Below are 14,551 nucleotides of genomic sequence, written 5' to 3'. Positions count from 1 at the left end.
AATCGTTCTAAATAATTATATATTATTTCCTTGAATTAAACCGCTACATTATGCTCGCGTAATGCATCGTTTAATGATGTTTTTTTATCTGTAGATTCTTTACGAATTCCGATAATTAATGCACAAGGAACTTGATATTCACCTGCAGCAAATTTTTTCGTATAAGAACCTGGGATAACTACTGAACGAGCAGGAACATATCCTTTAATTTCAACTGGTTCATTCCCTGTTACATCAATAATTTTAGTTGATGCTGTTAACACAACATTTGCTCCTAAAACTGCTTCTTTTCCTACGCGAACTCCTTCTACAACGATACAACGAGATCCGATAAATGCATTATCTTCGATAATTACTGGAGCAGCTTGCAATGGCTCTAAAACTCCACCAATTCCTACACCACCAGATAAGTGAACATTTTTTCCAATTTGTGCACAAGAACCTACAGTAGCCCAAGTATCAACCATTGTTCCTTCGTCCACATAAGCTCCAATATTTACATAAGAAGGCATTAAAATAACTCCTGAAGAAATATACGCACCATAACGAGCTACAGCATTCGGAACGACACGAATTCCTTTTTCAGCATAATTACGTTTCAATTCCATTTTGTCATGGTATTCAAAAATTCCAGCTTCTAAAGTTTCCATTTTCTGAATTGGGAAATACATTACAACAGCTTTTTTCACCCATTCATTTACTTGCCAATCTTCACCAACTGGTTCTGCACAACGTAATTGCCCATTATCAATTAATTCAATTACTTCGCGAATTGCTGCTTGTGTAGCCTCTTCTTGTAACAATTCTCTATTGTCCCAAGCATTTTCTATGATTTGTTTTAAATTCTCCATCTTTATTAATAATAGCCACAAATATAAAAATTATAATCAAGGGATTTCATAGAGATTATTTATTATTGAATCGTTTTTTTAAATTTGCCAAATGTCACGAATATTAGCGTTAGATTACGGAGGAAAAAGAACAGGCGTTGCCGTAACCGATGAATTACAAATTATAGCTTCGCCATTGGATACTATTGATACATCAAAATTGATGGATTTCTTGAAACAATATATCGAGAAAGAAAACGTTTCTGACCTTGTAGTTGGACTATCCGTTCGTTTTTCGGGAGAATTAAATGAGATTGAAAATAAAATTCAACCTTTTTTGAAAAAATTTTCTGAACAATTTCCGTTGATTAAAGTTCATCGTGAAAATGAGATGTTTACTTCTAAAATGGCTTCACAAGCAATGTTTGTTGGAGGGATAAAAAAGAAAAAACGTCAAGAAAAAGGTATGGTTGATAAAGTGAGTGCTGTAATAATTTTACAATCATTTTTATCACATAAACTATAACAAATTGTATCTTTGCCGTTAAATTAATAAAAAAAGATCAGAAATGGTATTACCAGTTGTAGCTTACGGAGACCCTGTCTTGCGTAAAGTTTCACAAGAAATAGATCAAGATTATAAAAATTTACAAGAACTGATCGAGAATATGTTTGATACAATGTACGACTCTAATGGAGTTGGTATTGCTGCACCACAGATCGGGAAAGATATACGTTTATTTGTTGTTGATTGCTCACCTTTCGAAGAAGATGAAGATTATGATGATGTAAAAGATGAATTGAAAGATTTCAAACGTGTTTTCATCAACCCAAAAAAAATCAATAGCTCTGAAGGAGATGAATGGGCTTTTACTGAAGGATGCTTAAGTATTCCTCACATTCACGAAGATGTAACACGTCCAGAATCGGTTACTTTAGAATTTTTTGATGAAAATTGGGTCAAACATACCGAAACTTTTTCGGATATTCGCGCTCGAGTTATTCAACACGAATACGATCATTTGGAAGGAAAGCTTTTTATTGACTATATTTCGAGCTTTAAAAAGAAATTAATAAGTAATAAATTAAAAAATATAACAAAAGGGAAAGTAAACACGAGTTACAAAATGAAATTCCCTTCATAGACCCTTAAACATAATAGAATATGGATTTATCAAGAGTTATCGCAATTTCAGGAAAACCAGGATTATACCGTTTAATTTCTCAAACAAGAGGTGGTTTCGTTGTTGAAGATTTAGAAAAAGGTAAAAAAATCTCAATCGCATCTAACTATAATGTTAGTTTATTAGACAACGTTGCGATTTACGGTGTTTCACAAGAATATCCTTTAGCAGAAGTTTTCTTCAGAATTTATAAAAAAGAAAATGGAGGTGAAACAATCGATCACAAATCTTCTGGAGCAGAATTGCGTAAATATATGGAAGAAGTTTTACCAGAATATGACGATTCAAGAGTTTATGATTCTGATTTAAAAAAATTATTCCAATGGTATAATATCTTACATAAAAACGGATTATTAAACATCGACTTAGCTGCAGTAGAAGCTGCATTAGCTGCTCAACAAGCACAAGAAACTCCAGTTGAAGTTGAAACAGCTACAGAAGAGGTTGCTGTGGAAGAAAAACCAAAAAAGAAAGCTCCTGCTAAAAAGGCTGCTGACAAAAAAGATGCTGAAGAAAAACCTGCTAAAAAAACTGCTGCTAAAAAAACTACAGCAAAAAAAGATAAAGACGCTGAATAATTAAATTAGAGATGAATACACGTAAAGATCAATTAAAAGCTTTCGAAAGATTGTTGGATATAATGGATGAATTGCGTGAAAAATGTCCGTGGGATCGTAAACAAACAATGGAAACGTTGCGTACGTTATCTATAGAAGAAATTTATGAACTTTCGGATGCTATCATCGAAAAAGATTCAGATGAAATAAAAAAAGAACTAGGTGATGTTTTTCTTCACCTAGTTTTTTATTCTAAAATTGCATCAGAACAAAACAACTTCGATGTTGCTGATGTTTTAAATGGTATTTGTAACAAATTAATTCATCGTCATCCACATATTTACGGCGATGTAGAAGCAAATACAGAAGAAGAAGTGCTTCAAAATTGGGAACAAATCAAGCTAAAAGAAGGTAACAAATCTGTACTTTCTGGCGTTCCTACTTCTCTCCCAGCAATGATAAAAGCTTACCGAATTCAAGACAAAGTAAAAGGTGTTGGATTTGAGTTTGAAAATTCTGATCAAGTTTTTGATAAAATTATTGAAGAAATTTATGAATTCAAAGAAGAACAAAATCCAACAGATAAAGAGATGGAATTTGGTGATATTTTATTTTCTTTGATTAATTATGGACGATTTAATGGTATCAATTCTGAAGATGCTTTAGAACGATCGAACAAAAAATTTATCACTCGTTTTCAAAAATTAGAAGAAATCGCTAAAGAAAAGAATCAAAATATAGCAGATTTAACCATTGCCGAATTAGATAAATTATGGAATTTAGCGAAAATTCGCTAGTGTAAAATTGACACTATAAAATTTATTCAAATTCAAGAAAACATTATATTCAGGCGTTTTAACACTATTATAAATATCTTTTATCGACACCAATAAAACAAAGTATTACAAATTATTGTGCACGCACAGAAAACCGACATATATTTGCAATGGTTATAGCGGGCAATAGCTTGTAATAATGGAAGGAAGTTTGTTTACTAAGTAAACAGTTTTCTCATTTTTTTGTGGTTTTGATGAAAAGGTGACTTAAAGTCGCCTTTTTATTTTTTAAAAACTTCTATTTTAAATCACAATTCATAACAATCTTTTTTATCTGAATAATTTGTAAATTTGTAGAATGCAGTTTCAATTAAATTCTGAATTCAAACCAACTGGTGATCAACCAAAAGCTATTGAAGAATTATCAAATGGCATTCTAAACAATGATCGCTATCAAACACTTTTAGGTGTTACAGGTTCTGGTAAAACATTTACAATTGCTAATGTTGTACAAGATGTTCAACGTCCAACCTTGGTTTTGGCTCATAACAAAACCTTGGCGGCTCAGTTGTATATGGAATTCAAAGAATTTTTTCCGAATAATGCGGTCGAGTATTTCGTTTCTTACTACGATTATTATCAACCAGAAGCTTATATTCCTTCATCAGGAACATATATCGAGAAAGATTTATCAATAAATGAAGAAATTGAAAAACTGCGTTTAAGTACAACTTCTTCCCTACTTTCTGGCCGACGCGATATTTTGGTTGTAGCTTCGGTTTCGTGTTTATATGGTATCGGAAATCCTACAGAATTTCATAAAAATGTGATTCAGATTGAAACTGAGCAAATTATTTCTCGCACGGCTTTTTTACATAAATTAGTTCAGGCTTTATACTCAAGAACAGAAGGTGATTTTCAACGTGGAAATTTCAGAATTAAAGGTGATACATTAGATATTTTTCCTGCTTATGCGGATGATGGAATCAGAATTAATTTCTTTGGTGATGAAATCGAAGAAATCTCTGTTTTTAATGTTGAAACAGGTAAAACTTCAACTAAATTAGATAAAATTAATATTTATCCTGCTAATCTTTTTGTAACTTCTAAAGACACTTTGAATGGCGCAATTGCTGATATTCAGATTGATTTAGGTAAGCAAGTTGAATATTATCATGAAATAGGAAAACATCTCGAAGCAAAACGTTTGCAAGAACGTACTGAATTCGATCTGGAAATGATTAAAGAATTGGGATATTGTTCTGGAATTGAGAATTATTCGAGATATTTAGATGGTCGCGATCCAGGAACTCGTCCGTTCTGTTTGTTAGATTATTTCCCCGAAGATTATTTAATGGTGATTGATGAATCGCACGTTACAGTTTCGCAAGTTCATGCAATGTATGGAGGAGACCGCTCGCGTAAAGAAAATTTAGTAGAATATGGTTTTAGGCTTCCTGCCGCAATGGACAATCGTCCGTTAAAATTCGAAGAATTTGAAGCTTTGCAAAATCAAGTGATTTATGTTTCGGCAACGCCTGCGAATTATGAATTAGAAAAATCGGAAGGAATTGTTGTAGAGCAAGTCATTCGTCCAACAGGATTATTAGATCCAATTATTGAAATTCGTCCTACACAAAATCAGGTCGATGATTTGATGGAGGAAATCAATAAGCGAGTTGAATTAGACGAACGTGTTTTAGTCACAACTTTAACCAAACGAATGGCAGAAGAGTTAACAAAATACCTAACAAAATATGGTGTTCGTTGTCGATACATTCACTCCGATGTCGACACATTAGAACGTGTTCAGATTATGGCTGATTTACGTGCTGGCTTATTTGATGTTTTGGTTGGAGTTAATCTTTTGAGAGAAGGTTTAGATCTACCAGAAGTTTCTTTAGTTGCAATTTTAGATGCCGATAAAGAAGGTTTCTTGAGAAGTCATCGTTCGTTAACACAAACAGTTGGCCGTGCAGCTAGAAACATCAATGGATTAGCAATTATGTATGCGGATAGAATTACAGATAGTATGCAATTAACGATTGATGAAACGAATCGTCGTCGTGAAATTCAGATGAAATACAATAAAGATCACAATAAAGTACCACAAGCATTAAACAAAAAAATTACTAAATTAAGTTTAGCCGCAGCAGAATTTGAAGAAAACCCATACGAACAAAAACATTTAATTCAACAAGCAGCAGAAATTAACGAAAATTATTCTACAGAAGATAAAGAAAAATTGGTACAAAAATTGCAGAAGGAAATGGAAAAAGCTGCAAAAAATTTAGATTTTATAAAAGCAGCTGAGTTGAGAGATCAAATTCAACTCTTAACCAAAGAATAGCAAGTTTTTTTTAGTTTCAATGAAATTTTCAAGTTTTACATTTTTAATATTATTTTCTTTTCTTACCTCTTGTAATACTCATATTCTTAAATCTTCTAGTAACAATGAATTAATAGAGAACGAAGAATATAATCTTGTTCATCCCCGTGAGTTAAAGATTTTTAAAAAATTTGATACTCCCCCAAATTTTAATAGAAATCAGAACTATAACGATTTTGGAAAATGGTTAAACAATATTTCTCTCAAAAATAATAGTACGCCTGTTTATACATTTGATGGACAAAGAAAACCAAACCCTAATATTTATATTGGAGTATTAGATTTAGAACAACCGAAAAAAAATGTTCAATTTAACGCTAATGCAATTATGAGTTTACGTTTAGAATATTTTTATCGTTCAAAAAAATATAATGAAATGGATAAATTGGCTAAAATTTCATCCAAACCAACTCCATATACAAAATACGTGAAAGGTGATAATTCTTATTCAAAATACTTGGAATATTCTCAATATTATCTCGAAAACACAAACTCTACCACAATCTCTGAACTTTTAAAACCAATTCAATTCAAAGAATTACAAATTGGAGATGTTTTTTTCCAGAAAGGAAATATCAAAAGTCATGCTGTTATTGTAATGGATCTTGCTCAAGATGAAATGGGAAATAAAATCTATATTTTAGCACAAAGTTATTATCCAAGTCAAGACATTCAAATCATTACTAATCCTAGCAACGACTTAATTTCTCCTTGGTACATTGCTAAAGAAGGTGTAATACTAACTCCTGAATGGAGATTTTTATCTTCAGATTTAATGCGTTTTAAATAACAATTTACTTTTCCAATCATTACATTTTACTTAAATTTGTTGTTCAAAACCCTAATGTAAACAATAATACAGTAAAATAATCGATAATGCAAAGAGTATATTTAGACAACGCAGCAACAACAGCTATTCGTCCAGAAGTAGTTGACGAAATGGCTAATGTGATGAAAAATGTTTTTGGTAATCCATCTTCTACACATGTATTTGGTAGGGAAGCCAAGGCATTGATTGAGATGTCAAGAAAAAATATTGCTCAACGATTAAACGTTTCTCCTGCTGAAATTTACTTCACTTCTTGTGGAACTGAATCTAATAATACAATTATCCGCTCTTGTGTAAATGATCTTGATGTTACACGTATCATTACAACAGATATGGAACATAAATGTGTTCAAGAAAGTATTAAAGATTTAGAACATCGCGGAAAAGTTGAAGTGATCCGTTTAAATGTTCAAAAAAATGGAGATATTGATTATACTCAATTAGAAGATTTATTAAAAGATCAATCTAAAAAGACTTTAGTTTCTTTAATGCATGCAAACAACGAAATTGGAAATTTAACAGATGTTAAATACATTTCTAAAATCTGTCAAGAAAATAATGCTTTATTTCATACTGATACTGTACAAACAGTTGGACATTATGATTTAGATTTTCAAGATTTAGGAATGGATTTCGCTTCTTGCTCAGCACACAAAATTCACGGACCAAAAGGTGCAGGATTCTTATATGCTAAAAAAGCATCACATATCAAAGCTTTAATCGCAGGAGGTGGACAAGAAAGAGGTTTACGTTCTGGAACTGAAAATGTATATGGGATTGTAGGTCTTTCGAAATCACTAGATTTAGCATTAGACGAATTAAACACTCATGTTAATCATATCAAAGAAATTAAACAATATACAATTGACCAATTAAAAGAAGCTATTCCTGGCGTTTCTTTCAATGGATTATCAGAAGATTTAAACAAAAGTTTATATGCTTTGTTAAGCATCAAATTACCTTTTCACGATACATTAATTGGTTTCGAATTAGAATTGGCTGGAATTGCTGTTTCTCAAGGAAGTGCATGTAGTTCAGGTGCGGCAAAAGTTTCATTAGTAATGCAAACATTATACACAGAAGAAGAAATTAATCAAATGACTCCTTTACGTGTTTCTTTTTCATATGAAACAACAAAAGAAGATATTAATATCTTAGTTGATACTTTGAAAAAAATAGCAGAAAAACATCAATTACAAAACGCTTAATGACAGATTTTAATCAACTTGATATTCTGATTTTAATTGCATTAGCTTTTGGTTTTATTAATGGATTTTTCAAAGGTTTTATTTCTCAATTAATTGGTTTAGTCGGTTTTTTTGTCGCAATTTGGTTAAGTTTTAAATTCTATCAACTTATTGAAGTTTATGTCGATTCTTACAATATTGTTGCAGATAGTTTAACTTCATTAGTTGCATTGGTTATTACATTTGGAATTGCTTTTTTTACTATTAAATTAGCTTCAAGTTTAACACAAAAAACAGTAGAAGCTGTTGGTTTAGGAATCATCAATCGATTTGGAGGTGCAGCTTTGGGATTAATAATTTCTTTGCTATTAACCTCAAGTATTTTATATTATATCGATCCAGTTTTAGAATTAGGTTTTAAAGACACAAAAGAAAAAAGTCAGATTTTACCAATTTTGAATGATAGTTCTCAAATTATCAAGAATTCTATCTTCGAAACAAAAGATAACTTAAGAAATGAATCTCAAGATTCTATCAAATAACATAAAAAGGATTTATTAAAAGTAAATCCTTTTTTTATTTAAATAATATTCACTAACGACACTTCATGTCGTATAAAATTGTTCCTTTGTTTAAATTTTAAGATTATGAACAGCACAATTATTCTGACAGCAATCCTTTTTTTTATAATTGGAGCTCTTATCAGTTTTTTATATTCAAAATCAAAAGCTAATTCAGCAATTATCGGAAATGAAATTAAATACCAAGAACTTCAAAAACAATATGATTCACTAAAAAATGAGTTTATCGAAATAAAAGATGATGCTAATTTCAATTTGGATCAATGGCAAAAAGAGCGCGAAAAAAATACAGAATTAAGTGTTCGTCATCAAGAAACAATAAAAGCTGTTGAAGAACAAAAATCGTTTATGCTAGAAACAAATGAACGATTAAAAGAGCAGTTTGAAGCACTTTCTGCGCAAGTTTTGAGAAGTAATAATGAACAATTTCTTGATTTAGCAAAAACAACTTTAGATAAACATTTTTCCGATTCTAAAAATGATTTAGAAAAACGTCAACAAGCCATCGATTCGTTAATCAAACCATTGAATGAAAGCTTAAATAAATTTGATGGAAAAATTAATGAAATAGAAAAAGCTCGTGAAGGAGCTTATTCAGAAATTAAAGTTTTTTTAGATTCTATGCGTGGAACAACCGATAAATTACAAAAAGAAACTAATACATTAGTTTCTGCACTTAAAACTTCACATACAAGAGGAAAATACGGAGAAATTGGTTTACGTAGAGTAGTTGAATTTGCTGGAATGTCGTCTTTTTGTGATTTTGAAGAGCAAACTTCTGTTCAATCTGAAAATGGTTTGCTTCGTCCAGATTTAATCGTTAATCTTCCTGGAAATAGAAAAGTTATTGTTGATTCTAAAGTTCCTTTAAACCAATATATGCTAGCTTTCGAAACAGAAGATGAAAATTTGAGAAAACAACATTTACAATTACACGCAAAAGCAGTACGAGAACATCTTAAAAATTTAAGCTCAAAAGCTTATTGGAATCAATACTCAGAAACACCAGATTATGTAGTAATGTATTTACAAATTGAAAGTTCTTTTGGTGCAGCGTTAGAATTGGAGCGAACTTTGATAGAAGATGCATTAAACAATAGAATAATTATTGCAACACCAACTACTTTAATTACGATGCTTCGTACAATTGCTTTTAGTTGGCAACAATTAAATGTTGCTGAAAATATTTATCAAATGCGTGATGCTGGAATAGAATTATATAATCGTGTAAATGTTTTAATACAGCATTTAGCAACTGTTGGACATAATCTTAATCAAGCAACTCAGAGTTATAACAAAGCTATTGGTTCTCTGGAAAATCGCTTTATTCCTCAGGTTAAAAAGCTCAAGGAAATAGGTGGAACTCTAATGGAAAAAGAAATTTCAGAAACTAAGCCAATTGATACAATGATTCGTTCAATAAATAACGCGGATATTCAATAATCATTCTATATTTGTACAACTATTTACGAGAATGAAAACAACCCTATTTACGTTGATTTTACTATATTCTCCTGCTATTTTTGCGCAGGTAAATTTCGAAGAAAAATCTGTTCAGGTAAAACCAAATTTAGAATTAAATAAAATATATAATTATTCATTTACAGATCGTAACTTTTCGATTTCTGTAAATGATACAATTTCTAAAGTTATCAATCTATCCAATAAATCTATGGAACTGGTTGATAAGAATGATTTTGCTAATAAGTATACTTTTGTTAACGGTAAAAATCAATCTAATGATCCTGATGAATTTTATCGTGACTTTATTAATAATTCAGAAGGAATTGAATACCAATTCACAACAAATACTTCTGGAGAATTTTTGGAATTATTAAATGTTCCTCAGATTGAAGAAAAATTGCTTAAAATAACCGATAAACTCGGCAAACAGCGCAAAAAATCGGATGATTATAAAGCAAATATTGCGTATATCGAAGAAATGGTGAAATCTAAGACCTATGTTCCATATGTTTTTGAACAAGAAATACATGTCTTTAATTATTTTAATGGACAATATTTTCGATTAGGAGAAAATTATCAAGGAAAATCTGTTCAAGAAAATATTTTTGGATTTCCTATCTCTTCTACAACAAATACTTATTTAAAAAATATTGACAAAGAAAAAGGTACTTATACTATTGCTTCTGATCAAAATTTAAGTAAAGATGATTTTGAGAAATTATGGGAAGAAATGGCGTATTATATGCTGAATGATGCAAAATTGAATTTGTCGCAAGAACAAGTAAAAAGAGAAATCAAAAAATATTCGGAAACAGTAGAATTAAAAGTGAAATATGAAAATACATATAATTTAAATTCTATCTTATTAAAGTCAGAATATATGTTTAGTTTAAACATTGGTGCTAAAAAAACAGTCAATCATCTAAGTATAAAACTATTAAATGATTAAAATTTTATTTTTTAGTGATATAAAGACCTTTTTAGAATAATTTGGTTTAATTTTGACTAAGATTGATCGTATTTAAATGAAAATTAACTTTACATATTATCTGCTTTTTCTATTTTTTTCAATAAAAATATTCGCTCAAGATCCTATTCAAGATACAATTTCGCCAGTCGTTAAAAATGATACCATTTTTAATGCGCCACAAGAAACGATTATTTTCCCTAAAACATATTGGAATATTGGAAACGAAAAACGATATAATGTAACAACAAGTGAGGTGAAATTGGAAGATGATACGATTTCGCATCAAGAACAATATACATATAACATTATTATTCAGGTTGAAAATATTTATCAAAATGAAACCATTGTAAAGTGGAGTTTTAGAAATGTTCAATTTAATTCAAAATCATTTTTAAATAATCCTTTTTCTTTAGTTAACAATGTTTCTATTTCTTTTAAAGTTGATCAAGATGGAAGATTTTTGAGTTATACAGATTTAGATAAAACAATAAAACAGCTTATTTTATCTTCAGAAGATTTAGAAAATAAATACTTAGATAATCCTACTGCAATTGCATTGATCAAAAAGAATCTTCAACAATATTCTACGGAAGAAAATATTGTCAAATTATTTGATAAAGATATTCGTCAATATCATCATTTTTACGGAAAAAGTAATTTTACATTAGAAAATGCACCATTTGTTTATCAATCATATATGGACAATTTGTTCAGCACTTCTCCTACTCCTGCTACAACAGAATTGAAGTTAAATGAGATTGGAATTTCGCAAACAAATTACATTATGTCAAGTTTTCAGGAAGCGGATAAAGATTGGTTAGCCAATTCTTGGTACACATATTTAAAAGAATTAGCAACAAAATTGGGTACTGAACAACCTTCTGAAAAAAGATTGAAAGACGATATAAAATATTACGTCAAAACGACTTCGCGTATCAAGGATAACGGTTGGATTTCTTATAGTATCGAAACAAAAAAGGTTAAATTTCAAGATACTGATTACACATTAGAGCGTCGTTTTGAGTTAGTAGACTAAAACTCGCATCAATACTGATATTTCTTACTTTTTTAAATTATAAAAACTTCGTTAATCAAGATTATTTTTCATAATTTTGCTTTCATTTTATATAAATTATATTCACTATGCAATTGTCTGAACAAGAAATTATTCGTAGAGAAAAACTACAACAATTAAGAGACTTAGGCGTTGAGCCTTACCCTGCCGAAGAATTCGTGGTAACTTCTAATTCTAAAGAAATTAAGGAAAAGTACGAAGAAGGAAAGGTTGTCAAGCTTGCCGGACGATTGATGAGTGTTCGTGTAATGGGAAAAGCTTCTTTCGCTGAGCTACAAGATAGCGAAGGTCGTATACAGGTTTATATCTCAAGAGATGATATTTCTTCTTCTGAAGAAGGAATTGAGTACAATACAATTTTCAAAAAATTGATGGATATCGGAGATTTTATTGGAATTGAAGGATATGAATTCAAAACTAAAGTTGGCGAAATTTCTGTTCACGTAACAAAATTAACCTTGTTATCAAAAACTTTACGCCCATTACCAATTGTAAAAACAGACGACGAAGGAAATGTTTTTGACGCTTTTACAGATCCTGAATTACGTTACCGTATGCGTTATGTAGATTTGGTTGTAAATCCTCAAGTAAAAGAAATTTTCTTAAAACGTACACGCTTATTCAGCGCAATGCGTAACTTCTTCAACGATCGTGGATACATGGAAGTCGAAACTCCAGTTTTACAATCGATTCCTGGAGGTGCAGCAGCTCGTCCGTTTATTACGCATCATAATGCATTAGATATTCCATTATATTTAAGAATAGCGAACGAATTATATTTAAAAAGATTAATCGTTGGTGGTTTTGATGGTGTTTACGAATTTTCTAAAAACTTCCGTAACGAAGGAATGGATCGTACGCATAATCCAGAATTTACAGCAATGGAAATTTACGTTGCTTACAAAGATTACAACTGGATGATGGATTTCACAGAGCGATTATTAGAACATTGTGCAATCGCTGTTAATGGAACTTCTGAAGCAACTTTCGGAGAACATAAAATTGATTTCAAAGCGCCTTACAAACGTGTAACAATGCGTCAATCAATTATTGATTTCACAGGATTTGATATCGATGGAAAATCTGAAGCAGAATTATTCGAGGCTGCTAAAGGAATGGGAATCGAGGTTGATGAGACGATGGGTAAAGGAAAATTAATCGATGAAATTTTTGGTGAAAAATGTGAAGGAAACTACATTCAACCAACTTTCATTACAGATTATCCAAAAGAAATGTCTCCATTGACTAAAAAACACCGTGATAATTCAGAATTAACTGAGCGTTTCGAATTAATGGTTTGTGGAAAAGAAATTGCTAACGCATATTCTGAGTTAAATGATCCAATAGATCAACGTGAGCGTTTTGAAGCACAAATGGCTTTAGCTGATAGAGGTGACGACGAAGCAATGTTTATCGACCAAGATTTCTTACGTGCATTAGAGTATGGAATGCCTCCAACATCTGGTTTAGGAATTGGAATGGACCGTTTGATTATGTTCTTAACAAATAATCCATCTATCCAAGAAGTTTTATTCTTCCCTCAAATGCGTCCAGAAAAAGCTGCACCAGCTTACGAATTGACAGAAGAAGAAACTCAAATTATTGAAATTTTAAAAGCTAACGAAAACATTGATTTGAATGAATTAAAATCCAAAGCTGCTTTAAGCGGTAAAAAATGGGATAAATCAATGAAAAATTTAGCAAAATATAACTTGACTAAAGTAACTGTAAACGGCGATGCCAAAACGGTTGCATATTTAGGAGAGTAAATTATTACCCTTTCATCTATATTTTAAAAGCTCAACTTTGGTTGGGCTTTTTTTGTATGTGTAATTCTTTTTAATTCATATATTTATGATAATGAATCTGATTGAATACCACATGTAAAAGTATCTATGAAAGATACTACAATGGATATTTTAATAAAATTAATTATGAAAAAAATATTTATATTTCTATCCTTTCTATTTTTGGTACTTTCTGCAACTTATATATTATATTTAGTTCGTAAGACTTTTAATAATTATGAATTTGAATCTTATAATGAACTTTATTATAAAGTTCCACCTGTAAAGAATGCACAATTAACTACCCAACACACTCAATTCCTTTCGAGCAGAAATACAAAAAAACCATTCTTTTACTCCTAAGCTCATCGGACAATCATCGCATGCCCATCCGTGAACTCACCGATGCCCATCCGTTAACTCGCCGATGCCCTTTGAACAACTCACCGATGCCCTTCCGTGAACTAATCTATACCCGTAACCTTCTAAACAAGTAAGTTCTGAGAATTATAAAGGAAGCTTCCTTTTTTTATTAAGAAGAAGCTTCTCGTTGACTAATTAGAAGCCTCTTATCGACTCATAGGAAGCTTCTTGTTTTGAGTTCTGAGAGTTATAAGATGTTCAATACTTAATACTTAATACTTAATACATTGTACAAAAAAGTATAAACACAAAAAAGCCTCAAGTTGTTCACTTGAGGCTTTTAATAAAAACTGGCGACGACCTACTCTCCCGTAAGTAACAGTACCATCGGCGCAGGCAGGCTTAACTTCTCTGTTCGGAATGGGAAGAGGTGAGCCCTGCAGCTATAGTCACCCTAATATTTTTAAATAGGTTTTAGTTCCTAGTATATCTTGACATTATTATTATACAATCTGGTATTACTTTCTTAATCCAAATAAGATTAACTAACCTTCTCTAT

General features: G+C 30.9%; 13 protein-coding genes and 1 rRNA gene. 12 read left to right on the top strand and 2 right to left on the bottom strand.

What is annotated here, in order from left to right; all coding sequences use genetic code 11:
* Positions 1-35: 35 nt before the first annotated feature.
* Entirely contained in the window at positions 36-851 is an 816-nt protein-coding gene (locus E4J94_RS05975; RefSeq protein ID WP_135834951.1) for a 2,3,4,5-tetrahydropyridine-2,6-dicarboxylate N-succinyltransferase, read from the bottom strand.
* A gap of 91 nt (positions 852-942) precedes the next feature.
* Between E4J94_RS05975 and ruvX the strand changes: the two genes are divergently transcribed.
* The 12 genes from ruvX to lysS all read left to right on the top strand — a co-directional run bounded on the left by ruvX (position 943) and on the right by lysS (position 13,611).
* Positions 943-1,356 carry a Holliday junction resolvase RuvX gene (ruvX, locus tag E4J94_RS05970; protein WP_135834950.1) on the top strand — a complete coding sequence of 138 codons (414 nt, stop codon included), beginning with the start codon at positions 943-945 and terminating at the stop codon, positions 1,354-1,356.
* A gap of 43 nt (positions 1,357-1,399) precedes the next feature.
* Positions 1,400-1,975, top strand: a complete 576-nt coding sequence (gene def / locus E4J94_RS05965) for a peptide deformylase (RefSeq protein ID WP_135834949.1) — start codon at positions 1,400-1,402, stop codon at positions 1,973-1,975.
* A gap of 20 nt (positions 1,976-1,995) precedes the next feature.
* Positions 1,996-2,592 (top strand): DUF5606 family protein, encoded by a 597-nt coding sequence (locus E4J94_RS05960; RefSeq protein WP_135834948.1) that lies wholly within the window; start codon positions 1,996-1,998, stop codon positions 2,590-2,592.
* Positions 2,593-2,603: 11 nt separating this feature from the next.
* Positions 2,604-3,368, top strand: coding sequence for a nucleoside triphosphate pyrophosphohydrolase (gene mazG, locus E4J94_RS05955; protein ID WP_135834947.1), 765 nt, complete (start codon positions 2,604-2,606; stop codon positions 3,366-3,368).
* Positions 3,369-3,705: 337 nt separating this feature from the next.
* A complete protein-coding gene (uvrB, locus tag E4J94_RS05950; protein ID WP_135834946.1) occupies positions 3,706-5,697 on the top strand; it encodes an excinuclease ABC subunit UvrB in 1,992 nt (663 codons plus the stop codon).
* Positions 5,698-5,716: 19 nt separating this feature from the next.
* Positions 5,717-6,526 (top strand): DUF4846 domain-containing protein, encoded by an 810-nt coding sequence (locus E4J94_RS05945; RefSeq protein WP_135834945.1) that lies wholly within the window; start codon positions 5,717-5,719, stop codon positions 6,524-6,526.
* Between the two features lie 86 nt (positions 6,527-6,612).
* A complete protein-coding gene (locus tag E4J94_RS05940) occupies positions 6,613-7,773 on the top strand; it encodes a cysteine desulfurase family protein (protein ID WP_135834944.1) in 1,161 nt (386 codons plus the stop codon).
* The gene (locus E4J94_RS05935) at positions 7,773-8,294 is read left to right on the top strand and encodes a CvpA family protein (protein WP_135834943.1); all 522 of its coding nucleotides are present in this window, start codon (positions 7,773-7,775) and stop codon (positions 8,292-8,294) included. The genes E4J94_RS05940 and E4J94_RS05935 overlap by 1 nt, the downstream gene beginning before the upstream one ends.
* A gap of 105 nt (positions 8,295-8,399) precedes the next feature.
* On the top strand, positions 8,400-9,776 hold the full coding sequence (gene rmuC, locus E4J94_RS05930) for a DNA recombination protein RmuC (protein WP_135834942.1): 1,377 nt from the start codon (positions 8,400-8,402) through the stop codon (positions 9,774-9,776).
* Between the two features lie 31 nt (positions 9,777-9,807).
* Positions 9,808-10,746 carry a hypothetical protein gene (locus tag E4J94_RS05925; protein WP_135834941.1) on the top strand — a complete coding sequence of 313 codons (939 nt, stop codon included), beginning with the start codon at positions 9,808-9,810 and terminating at the stop codon, positions 10,744-10,746.
* A gap of 76 nt (positions 10,747-10,822) precedes the next feature.
* Entirely contained in the window at positions 10,823-11,803 is a 981-nt protein-coding gene (locus tag E4J94_RS05920) for a hypothetical protein (protein WP_135834940.1), read from the top strand.
* 107 nt (positions 11,804-11,910) lie between these two features.
* Positions 11,911-13,611 carry a lysine--tRNA ligase gene (gene lysS, locus E4J94_RS05915; RefSeq protein ID WP_135834939.1) on the top strand — a complete coding sequence of 567 codons (1,701 nt, stop codon included), beginning with the start codon at positions 11,911-11,913 and terminating at the stop codon, positions 13,609-13,611.
* 729 nt (positions 13,612-14,340) lie between these two features.
* Here the strand turns inward: lysS and rrf are convergent.
* Positions 14,341-14,449 (bottom strand): 5S ribosomal RNA (gene rrf / locus E4J94_RS05910).
* Positions 14,450-14,551 lie beyond the last annotated feature (102 nt).

This window comes from Empedobacter tilapiae (genome assembly GCF_004785645.1).
GTDB lineage: Bacteria > Bacteroidota > Bacteroidia > Flavobacteriales > Weeksellaceae > Empedobacter > Empedobacter tilapiae.
Note: the sequence above shows the minus strand (reverse complement) of the source record. Positions and strands in the feature narration are given on the sequence as shown.

Bases quoted from the DNA above. Each gene is read 5' to 3' on its own strand.
- E4J94_RS05975 (WP_135834951.1), bottom strand. From the start codon at position 851: ATGGAGAATTTAAAACAAATCATAGAAAATGCTTGGGACAATAGAGAA.
- ruvX (WP_135834950.1), top strand. From the start codon at position 943: ATGTCACGAATATTAGCGTTAGATTACGGAGGAAAAAGAACAGGCGTT.
- def (WP_135834949.1), top strand. From the start codon at position 1,400: ATGGTATTACCAGTTGTAGCTTACGGAGACCCTGTCTTGCGTAAAGTT.
- E4J94_RS05960 (WP_135834948.1), top strand. From the start codon at position 1,996: ATGGATTTATCAAGAGTTATCGCAATTTCAGGAAAACCAGGATTATAC.
- mazG (WP_135834947.1), top strand. From the start codon at position 2,604: ATGAATACACGTAAAGATCAATTAAAAGCTTTCGAAAGATTGTTGGAT.
- uvrB (WP_135834946.1), top strand. From the start codon at position 3,706: ATGCAGTTTCAATTAAATTCTGAATTCAAACCAACTGGTGATCAACCA.
- E4J94_RS05945 (WP_135834945.1), top strand. From the start codon at position 5,717: ATGAAATTTTCAAGTTTTACATTTTTAATATTATTTTCTTTTCTTACC.
- E4J94_RS05940 (WP_135834944.1), top strand. From the start codon at position 6,613: ATGCAAAGAGTATATTTAGACAACGCAGCAACAACAGCTATTCGTCCA.
- E4J94_RS05935 (WP_135834943.1), top strand. From the start codon at position 7,773: ATGACAGATTTTAATCAACTTGATATTCTGATTTTAATTGCATTAGCT.
- rmuC (WP_135834942.1), top strand. From the start codon at position 8,400: ATGAACAGCACAATTATTCTGACAGCAATCCTTTTTTTTATAATTGGA.
- E4J94_RS05925 (WP_135834941.1), top strand. From the start codon at position 9,808: ATGAAAACAACCCTATTTACGTTGATTTTACTATATTCTCCTGCTATT.
- E4J94_RS05920 (WP_135834940.1), top strand. From the start codon at position 10,823: ATGAAAATTAACTTTACATATTATCTGCTTTTTCTATTTTTTTCAATA.
- lysS (WP_135834939.1), top strand. From the start codon at position 11,911: ATGCAATTGTCTGAACAAGAAATTATTCGTAGAGAAAAACTACAACAA.